The organism is Streptomyces sp. CAU 1734 (assembly GCF_039888735.1).
Taxonomy (GTDB): Bacteria; Actinomycetota; Actinomycetes; order Streptomycetales; family Streptomycetaceae; genus Streptomyces.
The window spans coordinates 90,611-110,870 of the sequence record NZ_JBDQQP010000014.1; the positions used below are offsets into that span (position 1 = coordinate 90,611).

Here is a 20,260-nt window from a genome sequence, read left to right on the forward strand (position 1 = left end):
GGATCCGTGTCCGCGTTCGAAGAGAATCTCAAGAGCACGCTCGGCGCAGCCACCGCGAAGGTGCTGGCCGGGCAGCTCGGTCTGCACACCGTCGGTGATCTGCTGCACCACTATCCCCGCAGATACGAGGAGCGGGGGCGGCTGACCCGGCTCGCCGATCTGCCCCTCGACGAGGACGTGACGGTGGTCGCGCAGGTCGCCGACGCCAGGGTGCACACCTTCAACGGCGGCCGGGGCAAGCGGCTGGAGGTGACCATCACCGACGGCAGCGGGCGGCTCCAGCTGGTCTTCTTCGGGCGCGGGGTGCACAAGCCGCAGCAGGATCTGCTGCCGGGCAGCCGTGCGATGTTCGCCGGCCGGGTCTCGGTCTTCAACCGCAAGCCGCAGCTGGCCCACCCCAGCTATGCCAAGCTCGGCGGCTCCTCCGGCCCCGGCGACGAGGACGCCCTCGACATCGAGTCCTGGGCCGGGGCACTGATCCCGATCTATCCCGCGTGCAAGGGCATGGAGTCCTGGAAGATCTCCAAGGCGATGGACGCGGTGCTGCCGCGCGCCTCGGACGCGGTGGATCCGCTGCCGCCGGGGCTCCGGGAGGGGCGGGGGTTCGTCCCGCTCCCCGAGGCGCTGCTCAAGGTCCACCGCCCGCAGACCAGGGCGGACATCGAGGACGCCCGGCAGCGGCTCAAATGGGACGAGGCGTTTGTGCTGCAAGTGGCGCTGGCCCGGCGCCGTCACGCGGAGACCCGGCTCGCCGCGGTGCCGCGCAGGCCGGGCCGGGGCGGCATTCTGGACGCCTTCGACGCCAAGCTGCCGTTCACCCTCACCGACGGCCAGCGCAAGGTCACCGAGGAGATCTTCACCGATCTGGCCACCGAGCACCCGATGCACCGCCTCCTTCAGGGCGAGGTCGGTTCCGGCAAGACCCTGGTGGCGCTGCGCGCGATGCTCGCGGTGGTGGACGCGGGCGGCCAGGCGGCGATGCTGGCGCCGACCGAGGTGCTGGCCCAGCAGCACCACCGCTCGATCGTGGAGATGATGGGCGAGCTGGCCGAGGGCGGCATGCTCGGCGGGGTGGAGCACGCCACCCGGGTCGTCCTGCTGACCGGGTCGATGGGGACGGCCGCGCGGCGGCAGGCGCTGCTCGATCTGGTGACCGGCGAGGCGGGTCTGGTGATCGGGACCCACGCACTGATCGAGGACAAGGTCCGGTTCCACGATCTGGGGCTGGTGGTCGTCGACGAACAGCACCGTTTCGGCGTGGAGCAGCGCGACGCCCTGCGCTCCAAGGGCAGCACACCGCCCCATCTCCTGGTGATGACCGCCACCCCCATTCCCCGGACGGTCGCGATGACCGTCTTCGGCGATCTGGAGACCTCCGTCCTGGACCAGCTGCCGGCCGGGCGCTCCCCGATCGCCAGCCATGTGGTCCCGGCCCGGGACAAGCCGCATTTCCTCGCCCGTGCCTGGGAGCGGGTGCGCGAGGAGGTCGCCAAGGGGCATCAGGCGTATGTGGTCTGCCCCCGGATCGGCGACGAGGAGGACGAGAAGGACCGGAAGCCGGCGAAGGGGAAGGGGAAGGAGGACACGGGAAGCGAGGCGAGCGGGGCACCGTCCGAGGAGGAGAAGCGGCCGCCGCTCGCCGTGCTCGACACGGCCGCACAGCTCGCCGGCGGGCCGCTCGGCGGGCTGCGGGTCGAACCGCTGCACGGCAGGATGCACCCCGACGACAAGGACGCGGTGATGCGCCGGTTCACCGCTGGCGAGGTCGATGTCCTGGTCGCCACCACCGTCATCGAGGTCGGCGTCAATGTGCCCAATGCCACCGCCATGGTGATCCTGGACGCCGACCGCTTCGGGGTCTCCCAGCTCCACCAGCTCCGCGGCCGGGTGGGCCGGGGCTCCGCCCCCGGGCTCTGTCTGCTGGTCTCCGAGATGCCCGAGGCGAGCCCCGCGCGGCAGCGCCTCGCCGCCGTCGCCGCCACCCTCGACGGCTTCGAGCTCTCCCGGATCGATCTGGAGCAGCGCCGGGAGGGCGATGTGCTCGGCCAGGCCCAGTCCGGTGCCCGCTCCTCGCTCCGCATGCTCGCCGTCATCGAGGACGAGGAGGTCATCGCCGCCGCCCGCGAGGAGGCCATGGCCGTCGTCCGGGACGATCCGGAGCTGGAGCGCACCCCCGGGCTGCGGATCGCGCTGGAGGCCCTGCTGGACGAGGACCGGGAGCAGTATCTCGACAAGGGCTGAGAGACTGGCCGGGACAGCGGTTCCCGGCCGCGTGTCCACGGGCCGCGGATCCCGGCCGCCGCCGGGGCCCGCCCGGCCCGCTCCCGACCCCGACCTCCTCCCGTAAGGACCGAGATGACCCGCGTGATCGCCGGTACCGCCGGTGGCCGCCGCCTCGCCGTCCCCCCCGGCACCGGCACCCGCCCCACCTCCGACCGGGCCCGTGAGGGCCTCTTCTCCAGCTGGGAGTCCCTGCTCGGGACCCTCGCCGGGACCCGGGTGGCCGATCTCTACGCGGGTTCCGGCGCGGTCGGCCTGGAGGCGCTCTCCCGGGGTGCCGCACACGCCCTGCTGGTCGAGGCCGACGCCCGCGCGGCCCGTACCGTACGGGAGAACGTCCGGGTGCTCGCTCTCCCCGGCGCCGAGGTGCGCACCGGCCGGGCCGAGCAGGTGGTGGCGGGCCCCGCTCCGGCCACCCCCTATGACGTGGTCTTCCTCGACCCGCCGTACGCGGTCACCGACGACGATCTTCGGGAGATCCTGCTCACACTCCGCACCGGGGGCTGGCTCGCGGAGGACGCTCTCGCCACCGTTGAGCGCAGCACCAGAGGTGGCACGTTCCAATGGCCGGAGGGTTTCGAACCGGTGCGGGCCCGTCGTTACGGCGAGGGGACGCTTTGGTACGGTCGCGCGGCCTCTTCGTACACCTCGTACGAAGCGGCATCCACCTGCGAGAACATCCCATGACCGGACCGGAGAGCGAGGTACTCCCAGTGCGCCGCGCAGTCTGTCCGGGGTCATTCGACCCCATTACCAACGGACACCTCGACATCATCGCCCGCGCCTCGAAGCTGTACGACGTCGTACACGTCGCGGTGATGATCAACCAGTCCAAGAAAGGACTGTTCACGGTCGACGAGCGGATGGATCTGATCCGCTCGGTGACCACCGAGTACGGAAACGTCTCCGTCGAGTCCCACCACGGGCTCCTCGTCGACTTCTGCAAGGCCCGGGACATCCCCGCCATCGTCAAGGGGCTCCGCGCGGTCAGCGACTTCGACTACGAGCTCCAGATGGCCCAGATGAACAACGGCCTCTCCGGTGTGGAGACCCTCTTCGTCCCCACCAACCCCACCTACAGCTTCCTCTCCTCCAGCCTGGTCAAGGAGGTCGCCGCGTGGGGCGGTGACGTCTCCCATCTGCTGCCCCCCGTGGTCCACCGGGCTCTCGTCGCCCGGCTCGCGGAACAGTGACCGCCCAGGACGGGTGACGGTCCGTCATCCGCTGTCGCGCCGGGGGCCCGGCGCCGTACAGTCTTTCCCGTCCGGCTCGGCCGAGGCGGACGCGGCTCAGACGTATCGGCGCAGAGAGTGGCGGACCACGGTGGACGTGCAGCAGAGACTCGATGACATCGTCCGGGCGATCGGGAGCGCCCGTTCCATGCCCATGTCGGCCTCCTGTGTGGTCAACCGCTCCGAGCTGCTGTCCATGCTCGAAGAGGTGCGCCAGGCGCTGCCCGGCTCCCTGGCCCAGGCCCAGGAGCTGATCGGCGGGCAGGAGGAGATGGTCGCGCGGGCCCGCCGGGAGGCGGACCGGATCATCGAGAGCGCCCATGCCGAGCGCGGTTCGCTGATCGCCGGCAGCCAGGTCGCCCGCCAGTCCCAGGACGAGGCGGACCGCATCCTCGCCGACGCCCGGCGGGAGGCCGAGGAGATCCGGGCGGAGGCCGACGACTACGTCGACTCCAAGCTCGCCAATTTCGAGGTCGTCCTCACCAAGACCATCGGCTCGGTCGACCGGGGGCGCGAGAAGCTGCTCGGCCGGGGTCCGGGGCTCGACGCGGACGGCTTCGCCGACGCGGACGCCCCCGAGCACAGCTCGGACCCGCAGACCCTGATCCACCGGGCGGACGCCTATGTGGACGCCAAGCTCGGCGCCTTCGAGGCGGTGCTCTCCAAGACGCTGGAGGCGGTCGGCCGGGGCCGCCAGACCCTGCTGGGCCGCACCACCAGCGACGCCCTCGGCGAGCACATGGCCGCCCAGGACGCCGCCGGGGGCTCCCGCCGGCACTCCACGGACGCCGACTACCTCGCCGGGCTGGCGGAGCTCGCCGACCCCGAGCCGCGCCGCTCCGGCGGCGTCCGGGCGGGCGCGGGCGCCGCTTCCCGGCAGCAGGCCGCCGACCCGTGGCGGGCGGTGGACACCACACCCCCCGCCGACCCCCGGTCCCCCGCCGGGCCGCCCCCTCCGCCGCCCCTGTCGGTGCCGCTGCCCGCGCAGCTCCCGCCCGCCGCGGCCGAGGTGCCGCAGGCCCCGGCCCACGACCCCTTCGCCGGGTACCAGCCGCAGCAGGCGGCGTACGAGGGGTACCCGCGGCAGGACGCCTACCAGGACCCGGGCTATCAGCAGCAGGGGTACGAGCAGTACGCCGGCCAGGGCTACGAGCCGCAGGCACCGCAGGCACCGCGGACATACGGCCACCCCCAGGGGCAGGAGCAGCCCGGGTACGGGGCCCCGTACGGCGCGCAGGACCCGTACGCGCCCCCGGCGCACGACGGCTACGGCCACGGCTCCCCGCAGCAGCAGCCCCGGGATCCCGCCGCCGCCCTGGACGAGACCAGCTTCTTCGACACCGGAATGATCGATCTCGACCAGCTGCGCCGCTACGAGCAGGGGCACTGAGCAGGCACATCAGTCCGGCGCCCCGGAGCCCCCGGGCGCGGACCCCGGGGGACCGGATTGGGCCCACGGCGGCCCGTCCAGTATCCTGGCTCTTCGGTCGCCCATACTGTGGCGATTCGCGCTGCTCGCATCCCGTCACACGGGACGGCGGCCCACTCCCCGACAGCACGAAAGCAGGAAGAACCCTGAACGCCCGCCTCGACCACCGCAACCCCCTCGTGTTCGACACGCACGAGCTGGGCCGGCGTCCCGGCGCGCTCCAGCGGGTCTCCCGCACCGTGTCGACGGCCGACATGTCGGCGGCACTCGGTGTCGAAGGGGTCATCGTCGTGCCGCAGGGCGCGGACGTGCAGCTGAAGCTCCGCCTCGAATCGGTCATGGAAGGGGTGCTTGTCACAGGCACCGCCCGTGCCGTCGCCGAGGGGGAGTGCGTAAGGTGTCTGGAGCCGCTGCGGCAGGATGTCGCCGCGGACTTCCAGGAGATGTTCACGTACCCCGACGCCGATGACCGGAACCGCGGCCGTAACGCGGAACCCGGCGACGACGCCGAGGACGAGGACACCCTCCACCTCGAGGACGGCTTGTTCGACCTCGAACCGGTGCTGCGTGACGCGGTGGTTCTCGCCCTGCCGATGCAGCCGGTGTGCCGGGAGGATTGTGCCGGTCTCTGCGCTCAGTGCGGGATCAGGCTCGATGACGAACCGGACCACCACCACGATGCCGTCGACATTCGCTGGGCGGCATTGCAAGGACTCGTCGAAACCAGCACGGACGGCGAGAAGGACAACATGGGCGGCGCCGAAGCAGGCGTCGACGAGAAGCAGGAGAAGTAGCCGTGGCTGTTCCGAAGCGGAAGATGTCGCGCAGCAACACGCGCCACCGCCGGTCGCAGTGGAAGGCTGCGGTCCCCAACCTGGTTTCGTGCGAGCGTTGCCAGGAGCCCAAGCTGCAGCACATTGCGTGCCCGAGCTGCGGCACCTACAACAAGCGCCAGGTCCTCGCGGTCTGAGTGGCTGGTGAGAGGCACGATGTCTGAGCTGTCCAATGCCAAGAAGGCGGACAACGTCAACGCGGCCTCGTCCCACACGCTTCTGGAAGGGCGGCTCGGGTATCAACTCGAGTCCGCCCTTCTGGTACGTGCGCTGACCCATCGTTCGTACGCGTACGAGAACGGCGGTCTGCCCACCAATGAGCGGCTGGAGTTCCTCGGAGACTCCGTCCTCGGTCTGGTGGTCACGGACACGCTGTACCGCACCCACCCCGACCTGCCCGAAGGCCAGCTGGCCAAATTGCGGGCCGCGGTGGTCAACTCTCGTGCGCTGGCCGAAGTGGGACGCGGGCTGGAACTCGGACTCTTCATCCGGCTCGGCCGGGGCGAAGAGGGCACGGGCGGCCGGGACAAGGCTTCCATTCTCGCCGACACCCTTGAAGCGGTGATCGGCGCCGTCTATCTCGATCAGGGTCTCGAAGCGGCCTCCGAACTGGTGCACCGCCTTTTCGACCCGCTGATCGAGAAGTCCTCGAACCTGGGCGCGGGCCTGGACTGGAAGACCAGTCTCCAGGAACTGACCGCCGCCGAGGGGCTCGGAGTGCCGGAGTATCTCGTCACCGAGACCGGTCCGGACCACGAGAAGACCTTCACTGCTGCCGCCCGCGTCGGTGGTGTCTCGTACGGCACCGGCACCGGCCGCAGCAAGAAGGAAGCGGAGCAGCAGGCGGCGGAATCCGCCTGGCGGGAGATCCGGGCCGCGGCCGACCAGCGGGTGGCCGAGGAGAAGGCCGCGGGCGAGAAGCGCGCGGCCGAGGAGAAGGCCGCCGCCGAGAAGCCGGCGGAGACCTCCCCGGAGGACGCCGGTACGGACACCCCCGTCACCGGGGCGGACGACACCGCCGCGGAAGCCGCACCGGCCGCGCATTCCGAGGCTGCCCCGGGCGAAGCGGAATCCGGCGGAATCACTGACTCCGCCCATACGGGGAAGGCGGACCGGGCCACGGCCTGATCCGGCCATTCGATCTCACCGAAGCCCCTCGCTCCCCCGGGAGTGAGGGGTCTCGGCGTCTTTCACCGCCCGGCGGAACGGTACGCTGCGGGCGTCACCGCGAGTGTTTCCCGGAGGAGCCCCGTGCCAGAGCTGCCCGAGGTCGAGGTCGTACGCCGAGGACTCCAGCGCTGGGTCAGCGGACGGACCATCTCCGAGGTACGGGTCCTCCATCCGCGGGCGGTTCGCCGCCATCTCGCCGGGGGCGAGGATTTCGCCGCCCGGCTCAAGGGACACAGTGTCGGCATCGCCCGCCGCCGCGGCAAGTACCTGTGGCTGCCCCTCGCCGACACCGACTCATCGATTCTCGGCCATCTCGGGATGAGCGGTCAGCTGCTCGTCCAGCCGGAGGACGCCGCCGACGAGAAGCATCTGCGGATCCGGATCAGCTTCGACGACTCCCTCGGCACCGAGCTGCGCTTTGTCGACCAGCGCACCTTCGGCGGGCTCTCGCTGCACGACAACACCCCCGACGGGCTGCCCGATGTCATCGCGCACATCGCCCGCGACCCCCTCGACCCGGCCTTCGACGACGACGCCTTCCACACCGCCCTGCGGCTGCGGCGCACCACGGTCAAGCGGGCCCTGCTCGACCAGTCGCTGATCAGCGGGGTCGGCAACATCTACGCGGACGAGGCGCTCTGGCGCGCCCGGCTCCACTACGAGCGGCCGACCTCCGGTCTCACCCGCTCCCGGTCGGCCGAGCTGCTCGGACACGTCCGGGACGTGATGAACGCGGCCCTGGCCGCCGGGGGCACCAGCTTCGACAGTCTCTATGTGAATGTGAACGGCGAATCCGGGTACTTCGACCGTTCGCTGGACGCTTATGGACGCGAGGACGAGCCCTGCCGCCGCTGCGGCACACCGATGCGGCGGCGGCCGTGGATGAATCGGTCCAGCTACTTCTGCCCGCGCTGCCAGCGACCGCCGCGCCCGGCCTCGCGACCCCTGTGACCTGCGGCCGGCGCGGCCGGCCCGGTGATCTCAGGGGCGGCCGTGCCTCTCGTCGTAGCGCTCACGGGCGGACAGCACCTCGGGCATCCGGCCCTCCAGCAGCCGGATGAGGACGAGCAGCTGCCCGGCGGCGGCACGGCCCAGCGGGGTGAGTTCGTAATCCACCCGGGGCGGATTCACCGGCTGCGCCTCGCGGTGCACCAGACCGTCCCGCTCCAGTGCGTGCAGGGTCTGGGAGAGCATCTTCTCGCTGACACCGTCGACCCGCCGCCGCAGCTCATTGAAGCGGAGACTGCCCTCGTGGAGCGCGGTGAGGGTGAGCGCGCCCCAGCGTCCGGTCATGTGCTCCAGCGTGCCGCGCGAGGGGCAGTTCCTGGAGAAGACCGAGAAGACGGAGTGGACCGAGGCGCCGCCGGAGCCGTCCGGCCGGTCGGGCGCACCGCCGGGCAGCTCGGCGGCGAGGGCGTTGTCCATGACAACCACCTTACGATGGCACAGCGCTGACCAGCGGAAAGCGCACTCGGTACGGTAGCGGGCCGGAGGCCGGCCGGAGAGACGGGCGCGCGGTTGCCGACAGGACGCGGGTCCCGGCCCCGGTTATGGGGGCTTGCGGGACACAGGTCCCGAAGAGCGGGACGCCGGTCTCAGAATCCGAAGTTCTGAGTCCACCAGGGGCCGCCGGCGCTCATGTCGACGCCGACTCCCAGGGTCTTGTAGTCGCAGTTGAGGATGTTCGCACGGTGGCCCTCGCTGTTCATCCAGGAGTTCATCACCGCCGCGGCGTCCATCTGACCCCTGGCTATGTTCTCGCCGCCCAGATTCTTCACCCCGGCCTGCTCCGCCCGGTCCCAGGGCGAGTCGCCGTCCGGGTCGGTGTGCGAGAAGAAGCCGCGGGCCGCCATGTCGCTGCTGAAGGCACCGGCCAGGGCGGCGAGCGAGGAGTCGAACCGCACCGGCGCGCAGCCGACCTTGGCCCGCTCCTGATTGACCAGGGCGAGCACCTGCGCCTCGGCGCCCTTCTCCGTGGGCGAGGAGGGACCGCCGGCCGGAGGCGTCGGACGCTCCTTGGTCCGGTCGGCCTCGCGGGGCTTCTCGCGGGCCGGGGCCTTGGTGCGCTCCTCGGCCGATGGCGTGCTCCGCGCCGTCCGCTCCGGGGTGCTCTCGGCGGGCTTCGTCTTCTCCTGCTTCACCGACGGCTTGGGGGAAGGGGTCTTCGACGGCGCGTGGGCCGGCGCCGGAGCGGTGCTCGGGGTGTCGCCGGCCGGCCGGCCGGACGACTCGCCCTGGGTCTGGAGGGTGGCCGAACCGCCGGACCGCAGCTGGCCGCCCGGGGAGCTCTCGCCCCCCACGACGAAGGTCTTGCCGCCGGGCAGCAGCCCGGACGCCACGGCGACGGTACCCACGGCCATGGCCGCGGAGACTCCGAGAAGCCCCGTCCGTACCGGCTTACCCGCACGCTTGGTGGAGCGTCGATGGCGTCCCATCTGCTGTGCCTTCCTCGTACTCGACGGCTGGACAACCCGGCCCGGGTTCCGGCGTGGTGCCGTCCGCGCCCGGCCGAAATCCCTCCGGCTCCGGGCCCGCTGAGCGGCCCGAACCGGCAGCTCACCGGCCGCACGCCGGATGAACTGAAGACCGGCTCACCCGAACGGGTGAGTTTCATTGCGACCGGACTGTACGCCATGAGTACGCGGCCGGAAGTGCCCCGCGGGTAATTGGGCTCCGCGCACTTGGTTACGGTGCTCTCATGAACGACGTCGCGCGATTGACCGCCTGGGTACGCGGTCGAGTACAGGGAGTGGGCTTCCGCTGGTTCACCAGGGCAAATGCACTGGAGATCGGCGGCCTCACCGGATTCGCCCTCAATCTCGACGACGGCCGGGTGCAGGTCGTGGCGGAGGGGCCGCGTGAGAATTGCCACCGTCTGCTGGAGTGGCTGAACTCCGACGACACACCCGGCCGCGTCGACGGAGTGACTGAGATCTGGGACACGCCGCGGGGCGGTTACGAGGGGTTCGCGATCCGCTGAGCGGACCGCCGGTGTTCGCCGTACGGGGCACTCCGTGCCACTCGCGCGGGCCCGCCGCTGAAGCCCCGCTGGAGGGGAAACGAGCAGGTGGTTGCCAGATTTGACCCACCGTGCGACGCTGCCGCGAGAAGGATGATCCCGATCCCCCGGGGGCCCCGGAGCAGAGGCCGCCCCGCGTGTCCGCGGCGGTGTGCCCTCCGTGTCGGCCCCCCGATACGGGGTGTGATCGTGTTGACCGTCAAACTTTTTGGTGAGACTCTGGAATCCCCGCGCACCTTAGCTGTTTGGCAGTAAGAACCGCAGCGATTTTGAGCAGTACAGAGATCACTGCCGAGCACCGCGGGTGCGAATCCCTCACGACCCACACCGCATCGGTCGGTCACTCATTGTGGAGGACCATCCATCATGGCAAAGGCGCTTCTCGGTTACGTCGGCGGTTCCGACCCGCGACTTCTCGCCGAGATGCGACGGCTTCAGCAGCGCGTCCAGGACCTCGAATCCGAGCTGGTTCGGATTCAGTCCGAGAATGACGCGCTCAGCGCCGCCGTCGCTCACCACCCGGGAGAGTCGCTGCTCGACAGCATCGACATCGACGTACCGCAGGCGGAGCCCGCGCTCACCTGAGCCCGGGGATCCGCTTGGATCCATCGCGCAAGATATGCAAGGGACGCCTCGGCGTCCCTTCTTTCTTTCCCCCACTCCGCCGAAAGCCCGCTTCGACCCCTCTTCTACCGTCTGATGTGCCCCCCGCCTTCATGGGTGAAACCGCCCGGGAAAGGTAGAGTCCGGCTGCGTGCACCTCAAGGCCATGACCCTGCGCGGGTTCAAATCCTTCGCCTCCGCCACCACCCTGCGGTTCGAGCCGGGCATCACGTGTGTCGTGGGCCCCAATGGCTCCGGTAAATCCAATGTGGTGGACGCGCTCTCCTGGGTCATGGGCGAACAGGGCGCCAAGTCGCTGCGCGGCGGGAAGATGGAGGACGTCATCTTCGCCGGGACGACCGGCCGCCCCCCGCTGGGCCGGGCCGAGGTCTCCCTCACCATCGACAACTCCGACGGCGCGCTCCCCATCGAGTACGCGGAAGTCACCATTACGCGGATCATGTTCCGCAATGGCGGCAGCGAGTACCAGATCAATGGCGACACCTGCCGGCTGCTCGACATTCAGGAACTGCTCTCCGACTCCGGTATCGGCCGTGAGATGCATGTCATCGTCGGCCAGGGGCAGCTCGATTCGGTGCTGCATGCCGACCCCATGGGGCGCCGGGCCTTCATCGAGGAGGCCGCGGGTGTTCTCAAGCACCGCAAGCGCAAGGAGAAGGCGCTGCGGAAACTCGACGCGATGCAGGCCAATCTCGCCAGGGTCCAGGACCTCACCGACGAACTCCGCCGCCAACTCCAGCCACTGGGCAAACAGGCCGCCGTGGCCCGCCGGGCCGCTGTCATCCAGGCCGATCTGCGCGATGCCCGGCTCCGGCTGCTCGCCGACGATCTCGTACGCCTGCGGGCGGCGCTCGGCGCGGAGATCGCCGACGAGGCCGCGCTCAAGGAGCGGAAGGAGACCACCGAGGCCGGGCTGAGGACCGCCCTCGCCCGGGAGGCGGCGCTGGAGGAGGAGCTGCGGCGGCTCGCGCCCCGGCTCCGGAGCGCCCGGCAGTGCTGGCAGGAGCTCTCCCGGCTCGCCGAGCGGGTGCGCGGCACCGTGTCGCTCGCCGACGCCCGGGTCACGAGCGCCGCCGCGCGGCCCGCCGAGGAGCGCCTCGGCCGCCCGCCGGAGGACCCCGAGCATCTGGAGCACCGGGCGGCGCGCATCCGTGAGCAGGAAGCGGAACTGACGGCCGCGATGGAGGCGGCGGAGCACGCCCTGGAGGACACCGTCGCCCACCGCGCCGAGCTGGAGCGCGAACTCGCCGCGGAGGAGCGCCGTCTCCGGGACGCCGCGCGCGCCATCGCCGACCGCCGTGAAGGGCTCGCCCGGCTGCACGGGCAGGTCAGCGCGGCCCGTGGCCGTGCCGCCTCCGCCCAGGCCGAGATCGAACGGCTGACCGCCGCGCATGACGAGGCCCGGGAACGCGCCGCGGCGGCTCAGGAGGAGTACGAGGAGCTCGGGGCGGAGGTCGCCGGCCTCGACGCCGATGACACCGCGCTGGGCGAGCGGTATGCCGCCGCGCGCCGTGCGCTGGCGGAAGCGGAATCGGCGCTCGGCGCCGCGCGGGAGGCTCTCACGGCGGCCGAGCGGGAGCGGGCCGCCGTCGCCGCGCGCCGGGAGGCGCTGGCGCTCGGACTGCGCCGCAAGGACGGCACGGGGGCGCTGCTCGCCGCCGGGGACCGGCTGAGCGGGCTGCTCGGCCCGGCCTCCGAGCTGCTGACGGTGGCCCCGGGATACGAGATCCCGGTGGCGGCGGCGCTGGGGGCCGCGGCCGACGCGGTGGCCGTGACCACCCCGGCGACGGCCGCCGAGGCGCTGCGGCTGCTGCGCAAGTCGGAGGCGGGCCGTGCCGCGATGCTGCTGACCGGGGGACCGGTCCCGGACCTTCCGTGCCCGCCGGGGCCGGGGGACCGGCGCGGACCGTACGCCTCCCCGGAGACCGGGCCCGGGAGCGGGACGGCGGCGGGGACCGGTGCGGAGACTCCCGTAACAGCGCAGAACCGTTTCGGTCCACGGGACCGGGGCGACGGCCGGCCCGGCCGCCGGGGGGAGCGGGCGGCCGTCGCGGGGCCGGGCCATCCGCACGCGGCCGACCTGGTGCGGGGGCCCGAGGAACTGCTGGCCCCGGTGCGCCGGCTGCTGCGCGACACCGTGGTCGTCGGGACGCTGGAGGACGCCGAGGATCTGGTCCGGGCCCGGCCCGGGCTCACCGCCGTGACCGCCGACGGCGATGTCCTCGCGGCCCACTTCGCCCACGGCGGCTCCGCCGGCGCGCCCAGCCTGCTGGAGGTGCGGGCGTCCGTGGACGAGGCCGCCGCCGAGCTGGACGAACTGGCCGTGCGCTGTGCCGCGCTCGCCGGCGAGCAGCGCGCCGCCGCCGGCCGCCGGGCCGAGTGCGCGGCCCTCGTCGAGGAGACGGGTGAGCTCCGGCGCACCGCCGAGCGGGAGAAGTCCGCGGTCTCCGGGCGGCTCGGCCGGCTCGCCGGGCAGGCGCGCGCCGCCCAGGGCGAGGCCGAGCGGACCGCCGCCGCCGTCGCCCGGGCGCGCGAGGGGCTGGACCGGGCCCGTGAGGAGGCCGAGGTGCTGGCCGAGAGGCTGCTGGCCGCCGAGGAGATCCCGGTGGACGAGGAGCCCGACACCCAGGCCCGCGACCGGCTCGCGGCCGACGGCGCCAACGCCCGCCAGACCGAGATGGAGGCCCGGCTCCAGGTCCGTACGCACGAGGAGCGCGTGAAGGGGCTCGCGGGACGGGCGGACGCGCTGGACCGGGCGGCGCGCGAGGAACGGGAGGCGCGGGCGCGGGCGGAACAGCGGCGCGCCCGGCTGCGCCACGAGGCCGCGGTGGCCTCGGCGGTGGCCGCCGGAGCCCGGCAGCTGCTGGCTCATGTGGAGGTCTCCCTGGCCCGGGCCGGGGCGGAACAGACCGCCGCGGAATCCGCCGGGGAGGGCCGGGAGCGGGAACTCGGCGCCGCCCGGACCCGGGGCCGGGAGCTCAAGGACGAGCTGGACAAGCTCACCGACTCGGTCCACCGGGGCGAGGTGCTCGGCGCGGAGAAACGGCTGCGGATCGAGCAGCTGGAGACCCGGGCGCTGGAGGAGCTGGGTGTGGAGCCGGCCGGCTTGGTCTCCGAGTACGGCCCCGATCAGCCCGTACCGCCGTCGCCCCCGGCCGAGGGGGAGGAGGTCCCGGACGATCCGGAGCACCCCCGCAACCAGCCGGTGCGTTTTGTCCGCGCGGAGCAGGAGAGACGCCTGAAGTCGGCCGAACGGGCGCATCAGCGGCTCGGAAAGGTGAATCCGCTGGCGCTGGAGGAGTTCGCGGCCCTGGAGGAGCGCCACCAGTTCCTCTCGGAGCAGCTGGAGGACCTGAAGCGGACCAGGACCGGTCTGCTCCAGGTGATCAGGGAGGTCGACGTACGCGTCGAACAGGTCTTCACGGACGCCTACCGGGACACGGCCCGGGAGTTCGAGGGGGTCTTCTCGCGTCTCTTCCCGGGTGGCGAGGGCCGGCTGATCCTGACCGACCCCGGCAACATGCTCACCACCGGCGTCGATGTCGAGGCCCGGCCGCCGGGGAAGAAGGTCAAGCGGCTGTCGCTGCTCTCCGGCGGCGAGCGCTCGCTGACCGCGGTGGCCCTGCTGGTGTCGATCTTCAAGGCCCGGCCGAGCCCGTTCTATGTGATGGACGAGGTCGAGGCGGCGCTGGACGACACCAATCTCCAGCGGCTCATCGGCATCATGCGCGAGCTCCAGGAGTCCTCACAGCTGATCGTGATCACCCACCAGAAGCGGACGATGGAGGTCGCGGACGCGCTGTACGGGGTCTCCATGCAGGGTGACGGTGTGTCGAAGGTGATCGGCCAGCGGCTGCGCTGAGGCGTACTCCGCCCGGGCCGGGGCAGCCGGGGCGTTGAGCCCGAACGGCCCCCGCCGGATGGTCCGCCGGGGGAAAGCGTGCCCCACTTGAAGGACTCACCGTGCTCGTCTCCCCTCGCGCGGGCCGGCGGAGCGCGCCGGAACGGCGGTCCCACGAGCGGCGGCCCGAGTCACGGCCCGAGTCACGGCCCGAGGAGTCAGATGTGAGCAGTACGTCCCAGCCGCCGGCGCCGGGCGCCCGCGAGGCCCACCCCGACCATCTCGGCCATGTCATCTTCATCACGGCCTCGGCCGCGATGGGCGGATTCCTCTTCGGCTACGACAGCTCCGTCATCAACGGCGCCGTCGAGGCCATCCGGTCCCGCTACGGCATCGGCTCGGGTGAACTCGCCCAGGTCATCGCCATCGCCCTGATCGGCTGCGCCATCGGCGCCGCCACGGCGGGCCGGATCGCGGACCGGATCGGCCGCATCGCCTGCATGCGCATCGCCTCCGTGCTCTTCACCGTCAGCGCGATCGGGTCCGCGCTGCCGTTCGCCCTCTGGGATCTGGCCATGTGGCGGATCGTCGGCGGCTTCGCCATCGGCATGGCCTCGGTCATCGGCCCCGCCTACATCGCCGAGGTCTCCCCGCCCGCCTACCGGGGCCGCCTCGCCTCCTTCCAGCAGGCCGCGATCGTCATCGGCATCGCCGTCTCGCAGCTGGTGAACTTCGGCATTCTCCAGATCGCCGACGGCGACCAGCGCGGTGAGATCGCCGGCCTGGAGGCATGGCAGTGGATGCTCGGTGTGATGGTCGTACCGGCGGTGCTGTACGGGGTGCTCTCCTTCGCGATCCCCGAGTCGCCCCGCTATCTGATCTCCGTCGGCAAGGTCGGCCGGGCGAAGAAGGTACTGGCCGAGGTCGAGGGCGAGCACGCCGATCTGGACGCCCGGGTCGCCGAGATCGATCTCGCGATGCGCCGGGAGCACAAGTCGACCTTCAAGGACCTGCTCGGCAGCAAGTTCGGCTTCATCCCCATCGTCTGGGTGGGTATCGGACTCTCCCTCTTCCAGCAGCTCGTCGGCATCAATGTGGCGTTCTACTACTCCTCCACGCTCTGGCAGTCCGTCGGCATCGACCCGAGCAGCTCGTTCTTCTACTCCTTCACCACGTCGATCGTGAACATCATCGGCACCGTGATCGCGATGGTGCTGGTGGACCGGGTCGGCCGCAGGCCGCTGGCGCTGATCGGCTCGGCGGGCATGGCGATCGCCCTCGCCTTCGAGGCGTGGGCCTTCTCGGCCGATCTGGTGGACGGCAAACTGCCCAGCACCGAGGGCACGGTGGCGCTGATCGCCGCCCATGTCTTCGTGCTCTTCTTCGCCCTCTCCTGGGGTGTGGTGGTCTGGGTCTTCCTCGGCGAGATGTTCCCCAACCGGATCAGGGCCGCCGCGCTGGGCGTCGCCGCCTCCGCGCAGTGGATCGCCAACTGGGCCATCACCGTGACCTTCCCGACCCTCTCGGACTGGAATCTCTCGGCCACCTATGTCATCTACGCGTCCTTCGCGGTGCTCTCGATCCCCTTCGTCCTGCTCTTCGTGAAGGAGACCAAGGGCAAGGCGCTGGAGGAGATGGGCTGAACACCGGCGGCCCTGCGGGTGCCGGTGCGCGGTGGTACCTCTCCGGCTCGGGCGGAGAGCGCGGCGGGAGGCGACGGCGGCCCGGGCCGGCCGTCCGCCGTGCGGTGTGCGGTGTGCGGCTCGGAGTGCCGGAGCGGCCCTCAGCCGGCGACCGCGGTCCTGATGAGCGGCGCGTCCCGGGCGAACTCCCGGAAACCGACGCTGTCATAGAGCCCGCGCGCCCCGGGATGCCCCGGCGCGCCCAGACAGGCGACCGTCACCCGAGTGGCCCCCGCCGCCCGCACCCGGTGCATCCCGGACAGCAGCATCGCCCTCGCCAGCCCCTGCCGCCGGTACGCCCGATGGGTCCCCACCGGTTCGAACTGAGCCGTCCGGTTCACCTCGTCGAGCCATATGACGGTGGAGGACGCCATCGTCCCGTCCGGGGCCTCCACGAGAATGTGCAGGTCATCCCGGTACGCCGCCGTCCGTCTGACGCCCCGGTAGCTCTCGGCCGTGTACGCCGAGGAGCTCCAGGCGTCCAGATGGGCCCGTACGGCTGCCTCCGGGCCCGCCTCGCCGGCGGTGCGGAAGCGGAATCCGTCCGGCAGCACCGGCTGTTCCACATCGGTGAGGGACCGCACATTGATCCGCATCCAGGAACCGGTGTCGCCGAGCGAGGCCGGGTCGGTCCGGTAGCCGTGCGCGGCCCAGCGCTCCAGGGCGAACGTGTCGGCGGCGCTCGGCACCACCGTGCGGTCGACGCCCGCCGCGACACCCTCGTACCAGCCGATCACCTCGTCGAGCAGCCCGGCGTGACCGGGGTGGACCTGATACGCGAGAGAGGCGCCGGTGATCTCCCGCACCGGCCCGCCGGCCGGTCCGGTCCGGTGCCGGCGGCGGGCCCGGCCCCATGCCGCGAGCTCTCCGCCGCGGAACCAGAACCGGTGCGGCCGGGACGCGTCCCGGCCGGGGCGTTCCCTGCCCAGGTTCCAGGCCAGTTCGCCGTATGAGGCGTCGCCGTTGACCAGCTCCGGGCGGATGGCGGTGACACGCAGCGCCAGCCCCTGCATCAGTTCCAGCTCCGCGTCGGTCATCGGTTCGGCGTCGGTCATGGAGCGCCACTGTGCCAGGGCACGGAGAGGCCGTCGAACCGTTTTCCGGCGCCGCCGCCCGCCGCGGGGGCGGACGGCCGCACCGAGAGGTCCTAGAACTCGTCCGTGGTGTGCGGCAGCAGCTCCGTGCGCAGGGCGTCGCCGAGCAGCCGGGCAGCGCCCGGGGTGTGCTCGGCGGCCAGCCCCGCCCGCACCTGCCCGGCCGGGTCCGACCCGCCCAGATAACAGCCGGCCAGCTCCGCCGCGCCGAAGGTGAGGTCGGGCGCCCGCCCGGTCGGGGTGACCGTCATCCGGTGACCGCCCGGAGCGGGCTCCGTGGTCAGCCGGTACCGCCCGTCGTTCTCCGGCAGCAGGGTGTCGGTCACCCGCACCACCAGGTCGACCGGGGCCGACCAGAGCCGCCCCGCGAGCGCGCCCGGCACGTCGACCAGCCGCAGCCAGAGCGCGGGGAACTCCTGGGTGACCCGCACCTGGTCGCGGTCGGCGGCGAACCGCAGCAGCGGATCGTCCGGCGGCCGGCCCCAGGCGCGTACCCGGTCGACCAGATCGATCGAGGTCACGTACTCCCAGAGGGCCGCCGCCACGGCGGGGGAGTCCGCCTCCAGCTCCTGGAGATGGACCGTGCCGCGCCCCTCGCTGTCGGACGCCGTGCGGTAGAGGACATACCCCGCGGGGTCCTCGCCCTCGTCCCCGATCACCACCACCCGGGGCGCGCTGTGGTCCTCGTCCTCCTCGTTCTCCTCGGGCAGGATGTGCGTACGCCACCAGAAGCCGTCCCGGGCCACCCGCCCGGCGCGCCCGGCGCGGGCCGCCGCGTGCGAGGCGCCGATGACCTCCGGGGCCTCCTCGGGATCGACCAGCCGCAGCGGGCGCCCGTCGGGGGCGATCCGCAGCCCCAGCGGGCGGTCCGTGTCGATCGTCACCGTGTACGAGTGGGTCGCCGGCTCGAAGCCGAAGCGGCCGTAGATCGCCGCCTCCGACACCCAGAGCGCCGCGAGCGGCTGCCCGGCCGCCGCGCACCGGCGGTACAGCTCGGTGATCATGCCCGTCAGCACCCCGCGCCGCCGGTGGGTCGGCGCCACGGAGACGAAGGTCACCCCCGCGCAGGGCAGCTCGCCGCCGGGCACCGACAGCGACAGCGGATGCGCGGCCAGCAGGCCGACGAGCCGGTCTCCCTGATAGGCGCCGATCCGGTCGCAGTGCGTCAGGATCTCCCGATGCCGCTTCCGTGTCCCGTCCTCGCAGTCCTTGTCCAGGAATACGAGATAGTGCAGGTCAAGAGCGCGGTCCAGATGCGCCTCGGGGATGGTCCGAAATTCCACAACGGTCATGATCGCGACGCTAGCCCGCACCCCGGGCGCGCGTCATCCGGGTTTTCCGGTATCGGCCGCCGGATCCCCGGCACTCCCGCCGGCCACTCCGCCACGGCCTTTCGGTGCTCTTTCCAACGGCCTCGCGGAGCCGTGCGGCCCGCTTCCCGGCGGTTCTCCCCGGGTGCCGCCGGAAGTCATTCCCGGACGGTTACCGGAGAGTTCCCGGCACGCACCGGATCGATGACGCCGCCCGTTTTTCACGAAATCCTTTCTTCTTCTCCGCATGATCTCCGGCGGATTCCGTGCGGCGCTCCCGGATTCTCACCGTGTTCCGGACCGCGTCACCACCGAGGTGTTCCCGGCCGTGTTCCCGCGGTGTTCCCGTTCCGTTCGCGCGCCGTTCCCGCCGGGAGTTCCCCGGCCTTTCACCGCGCCGCCGCGTGTCGTCCGGGGCACGGGCCGCCGGCCCCCCGGGGACGTGACCGATACTGGGTCCGTTATGGAAATCCTCATTCTTGCTGTAGTCATCGCCCTGGTCGCCGTCGGCGCGATCAGCGGGCTCGTGATCAGCGGCCGCAGAAAGAAGCAGCTGCCGCCCACGGCCCCGCCGTCCGCGCCGACCATCACCGCTCCGCCCGCCGAGCCGCATGTCGGCGACGAGGCGGAGACCCCGCGGGACGAACCGCGCCGCACCATCGAGGAGGTCGGTCTCCCGGCCGCGGACGAGGCCGCCGCCTCCCCGGTCGCTGTCGAGGATCCCGTCGTCGCCGCGCCCGAGGCGCCCGCGATCGAGGTGCCGGAACCCACCGCGGGCCGGCTCGTCCGGCTCCGTGCCCGGCTCGCCCGTTCACAGAACACCCTCGGCAAGGGGCTGCTCACCCTGCTGTCCCGGGAACACCTCGACGAGGACACCTGGGAGGAGATCGAGGAGATCCTCCTCACCGCCGATGTCGGCGTCGCCCCCACCCAGGAGCTGGTGGAGCGGCTGCGCGAGCGGGTCCGGGTCCTCGGCACCCGTACCCCGGACGAGCTGCGCGCCCTTCTCCGGGAGGAACTGCTCGCCCTCATCGGCACCGACGCCGACCGCGCCGTGAAGACCGAGAGCGGCCTGGACACGCCCGGCGTCGTGATGGTCGTCGGCGTCAACGGCACCGGCAAGACCACCACCACCGGCAAGCTCGCCCGGGTCCTGGTCGCCGACGGCCGCTCGGTCGTGCTCGGCGCCGCGGACACCTTCCGGGCCGCCGCCGCCGATCAGCTCCAGACCTGGGGCGACCGGGTCGGCGCGCGCACGGTGCGCGGACCCGAGGGCGGCGACCCGGCGTCGATCGCCTTCGACGCGGTCAAGGAGGGCATCGCGGAGGGCGCCGATGTGGTGCTCATCGACACCGCGGGCCGGCTCCACACCAAGACCGGCCTCATGGACGAGCTGGGCAAGGTCAAGCGGGTGGTCGAGAAGCACGGCCCGCTCGACGAGGTCCTGCTGGTCCTGGACGCCACCACCGGCCAGAACGGCCTGGTCCAGGCGCGGGTCTTCGCGGAGGTCGTGGACATCACCGGCATCGTCCTCACCAAGCTGGACGGCACCGCCAAGGGCGGCATCGTCATCGCCGTCCAGCGGGAGCTCGGCGTACCGGTGAAACTGGTCGGTCTCGGCGAGGGCCCGGACGATCTGGCTCCGTTCGAGCCGGATGCGTTCGTGGACGCGCTGATCGGGGACTGAGCCCCCGCCCCGCCCCCCGCGGACCGGAAAGTGCCCGGCGCGCCCCAGCGGCGCGACCG

General features: G+C 72.1%; 17 protein-coding genes. 13 read left to right on the plus strand and 4 right to left on the minus strand.

Features of this window, described 5'->3' with window-relative positions; genetic code table 11:
* Nucleotides 1–6 precede the first annotated feature (6 nt).
* The 8 genes from recG to mutM all read left to right on the plus strand — a co-directional run bounded on the left by recG (nucleotide 7) and on the right by mutM (nucleotide 7,895).
* Nucleotides 7–2,241, plus strand: coding sequence for an ATP-dependent DNA helicase RecG (recG, locus tag AAFN69_RS25890; RefSeq protein ID WP_347731160.1), 2,235 nt, complete (start codon nucleotides 7–9; stop codon nucleotides 2,239–2,241).
* A gap of 114 nt (nucleotides 2,242–2,355) precedes the next feature.
* On the plus strand, nucleotides 2,356–2,967 hold the full coding sequence (gene rsmD / locus AAFN69_RS25895) for a 16S rRNA (guanine(966)-N(2))-methyltransferase RsmD (protein WP_347731161.1): 612 nt from the start codon (nucleotides 2,356–2,358) through the stop codon (nucleotides 2,965–2,967).
* Between the two features lie 26 nt (nucleotides 2,968–2,993).
* Nucleotides 2,994–3,473 carry a pantetheine-phosphate adenylyltransferase gene (gene coaD, locus AAFN69_RS25900; RefSeq protein ID WP_347731162.1) on the plus strand — a complete coding sequence of 160 codons (480 nt, stop codon included), beginning with the start codon at nucleotides 2,994–2,996 and terminating at the stop codon, nucleotides 3,471–3,473.
* A 130-nt stretch (nucleotides 3,474–3,603) separates the two neighbouring features.
* The gene (locus AAFN69_RS25905; RefSeq protein WP_347731163.1) at nucleotides 3,604–4,902 is read left to right on the plus strand and encodes a cell division initiation protein; all 1,299 of its coding nucleotides are present in this window, start codon (nucleotides 3,604–3,606) and stop codon (nucleotides 4,900–4,902) included.
* A 185-nt stretch (nucleotides 4,903–5,087) separates the two neighbouring features.
* Nucleotides 5,088–5,735, plus strand: a complete 648-nt coding sequence (locus AAFN69_RS25910) for a DUF177 domain-containing protein (RefSeq protein WP_347731296.1) — start codon at nucleotides 5,088–5,090, stop codon at nucleotides 5,733–5,735.
* 2 nt (nucleotides 5,736–5,737) lie between these two features.
* The gene (gene rpmF, locus AAFN69_RS25915) at nucleotides 5,738–5,911 is read left to right on the plus strand and encodes a 50S ribosomal protein L32 (protein WP_347731164.1); all 174 of its coding nucleotides are present in this window, start codon (nucleotides 5,738–5,740) and stop codon (nucleotides 5,909–5,911) included.
* Between the two features lie 19 nt (nucleotides 5,912–5,930).
* Nucleotides 5,931–6,902, plus strand: coding sequence for a ribonuclease III (gene rnc / locus AAFN69_RS25920; protein WP_347731165.1), 972 nt, complete (start codon nucleotides 5,931–5,933; stop codon nucleotides 6,900–6,902).
* Between the two features lie 123 nt (nucleotides 6,903–7,025).
* Nucleotides 7,026–7,895, plus strand: a complete 870-nt coding sequence (gene mutM / locus AAFN69_RS25925; protein WP_347731166.1) for a bifunctional DNA-formamidopyrimidine glycosylase/DNA-(apurinic or apyrimidinic site) lyase — start codon at nucleotides 7,026–7,028, stop codon at nucleotides 7,893–7,895.
* Between the two features lie 30 nt (nucleotides 7,896–7,925).
* Here mutM and AAFN69_RS25930 read toward each other — a convergent pair whose 3' ends face one another.
* Both AAFN69_RS25930 and AAFN69_RS25935 read right to left on the minus strand, forming a co-directional pair.
* Nucleotides 7,926–8,369 carry a helix-turn-helix domain-containing protein gene (locus AAFN69_RS25930; protein WP_347731167.1) on the minus strand — a complete coding sequence of 148 codons (444 nt, stop codon included), beginning with the start codon at nucleotides 8,367–8,369 and terminating at the stop codon, nucleotides 7,926–7,928.
* Nucleotides 8,370–8,539: 170 nt separating this feature from the next.
* Nucleotides 8,540–9,304, minus strand: a complete 765-nt coding sequence (locus tag AAFN69_RS25935) for a CAP domain-containing protein (protein ID WP_347731168.1) — start codon at nucleotides 9,302–9,304, stop codon at nucleotides 8,540–8,542.
* Between the two features lie 338 nt (nucleotides 9,305–9,642).
* Between AAFN69_RS25935 and AAFN69_RS25940 the strand changes: the two genes are divergently transcribed.
* The 4 genes from AAFN69_RS25940 (at nucleotide 9,643) to AAFN69_RS25955 (ending at nucleotide 16,071) form a co-directional block, all read left to right on the plus strand.
* Complete coding sequence (locus AAFN69_RS25940; protein WP_347731169.1) at nucleotides 9,643–9,924, plus strand: acylphosphatase; 282 nt, start codon at nucleotides 9,643–9,645, stop codon at nucleotides 9,922–9,924.
* A 405-nt stretch (nucleotides 9,925–10,329) separates the two neighbouring features.
* Nucleotides 10,330–10,548 carry a hypothetical protein gene (locus AAFN69_RS25945; protein WP_347731170.1) on the plus strand — a complete coding sequence of 73 codons (219 nt, stop codon included), beginning with the start codon at nucleotides 10,330–10,332 and terminating at the stop codon, nucleotides 10,546–10,548.
* A 169-nt stretch (nucleotides 10,549–10,717) separates the two neighbouring features.
* Nucleotides 10,718–14,449, plus strand: coding sequence for an AAA family ATPase (locus AAFN69_RS25950; protein WP_347731171.1), 3,732 nt, complete (start codon nucleotides 10,718–10,720; stop codon nucleotides 14,447–14,449).
* Between the two features lie 203 nt (nucleotides 14,450–14,652).
* Entirely contained in the window at nucleotides 14,653–16,071 is a 1,419-nt protein-coding gene (locus AAFN69_RS25955) for a sugar porter family MFS transporter (RefSeq protein ID WP_347731172.1), read from the plus strand.
* 140 nt (nucleotides 16,072–16,211) lie between these two features.
* On the opposite strand, the gene AAFN69_RS25960 is transcribed toward AAFN69_RS25955, so the two are convergent.
* Both AAFN69_RS25960 and AAFN69_RS25965 read right to left on the minus strand, forming a co-directional pair.
* Nucleotides 16,212–17,165: a GNAT family N-acetyltransferase gene (locus AAFN69_RS25960; protein WP_347731173.1), complete on the minus strand. Its 954-nt coding sequence runs from the start codon at nucleotides 17,163–17,165 to the stop codon at nucleotides 16,212–16,214.
* Between the two features lie 92 nt (nucleotides 17,166–17,257).
* Complete coding sequence (locus AAFN69_RS25965) at nucleotides 17,258–18,496, minus strand: GNAT family N-acetyltransferase (RefSeq protein ID WP_347731174.1); 1,239 nt, start codon at nucleotides 18,494–18,496, stop codon at nucleotides 17,258–17,260.
* A gap of 481 nt (nucleotides 18,497–18,977) precedes the next feature.
* Between AAFN69_RS25965 and ftsY the strand changes: the two genes are divergently transcribed.
* Nucleotides 18,978–20,201 (plus strand): signal recognition particle-docking protein FtsY, encoded by a 1,224-nt coding sequence (gene ftsY / locus AAFN69_RS25970; protein ID WP_347731175.1) that lies wholly within the window; start codon nucleotides 18,978–18,980, stop codon nucleotides 20,199–20,201.
* The last annotated feature ends 59 nt before the right edge of the window (nucleotides 20,202–20,260 follow it).

Coding starts and splice junctions, on each gene's coding strand:
- rsmD (WP_347731161.1), top strand. CDS start 2,356: ATGACCCGCGTGATCGCCGGTACCGCCGGTGGCCGCCGCCTCGCCGTC.
- rnc (WP_347731165.1), top strand. CDS start 5,931: ATGTCTGAGCTGTCCAATGCCAAGAAGGCGGACAACGTCAACGCGGCC.
- AAFN69_RS25930 (WP_347731167.1), bottom strand. CDS start 8,369: ATGGACAACGCCCTCGCCGCCGAGCTGCCCGGCGGTGCGCCCGACCGG.
- AAFN69_RS25935 (WP_347731168.1), bottom strand. CDS start 9,304: ATGGCCGTGGGTACCGTCGCCGTGGCGTCCGGGCTGCTGCCCGGCGGC.
- AAFN69_RS25940 (WP_347731169.1), top strand. CDS start 9,643: ATGAACGACGTCGCGCGATTGACCGCCTGGGTACGCGGTCGAGTACAG.
- AAFN69_RS25945 (WP_347731170.1), top strand. CDS start 10,330: ATGGCAAAGGCGCTTCTCGGTTACGTCGGCGGTTCCGACCCGCGACTT.
- AAFN69_RS25960 (WP_347731173.1), bottom strand. CDS start 17,165: ATGACCGACGCCGAACCGATGACCGACGCGGAGCTGGAACTGATGCAG.
- AAFN69_RS25965 (WP_347731174.1), bottom strand. CDS start 18,496: ATGACCGTTGTGGAATTTCGGACCATCCCCGAGGCGCATCTGGACCGC.
- ftsY (WP_347731175.1), top strand. CDS start 18,978: ATGGAAATCCTCATTCTTGCTGTAGTCATCGCCCTGGTCGCCGTCGGC.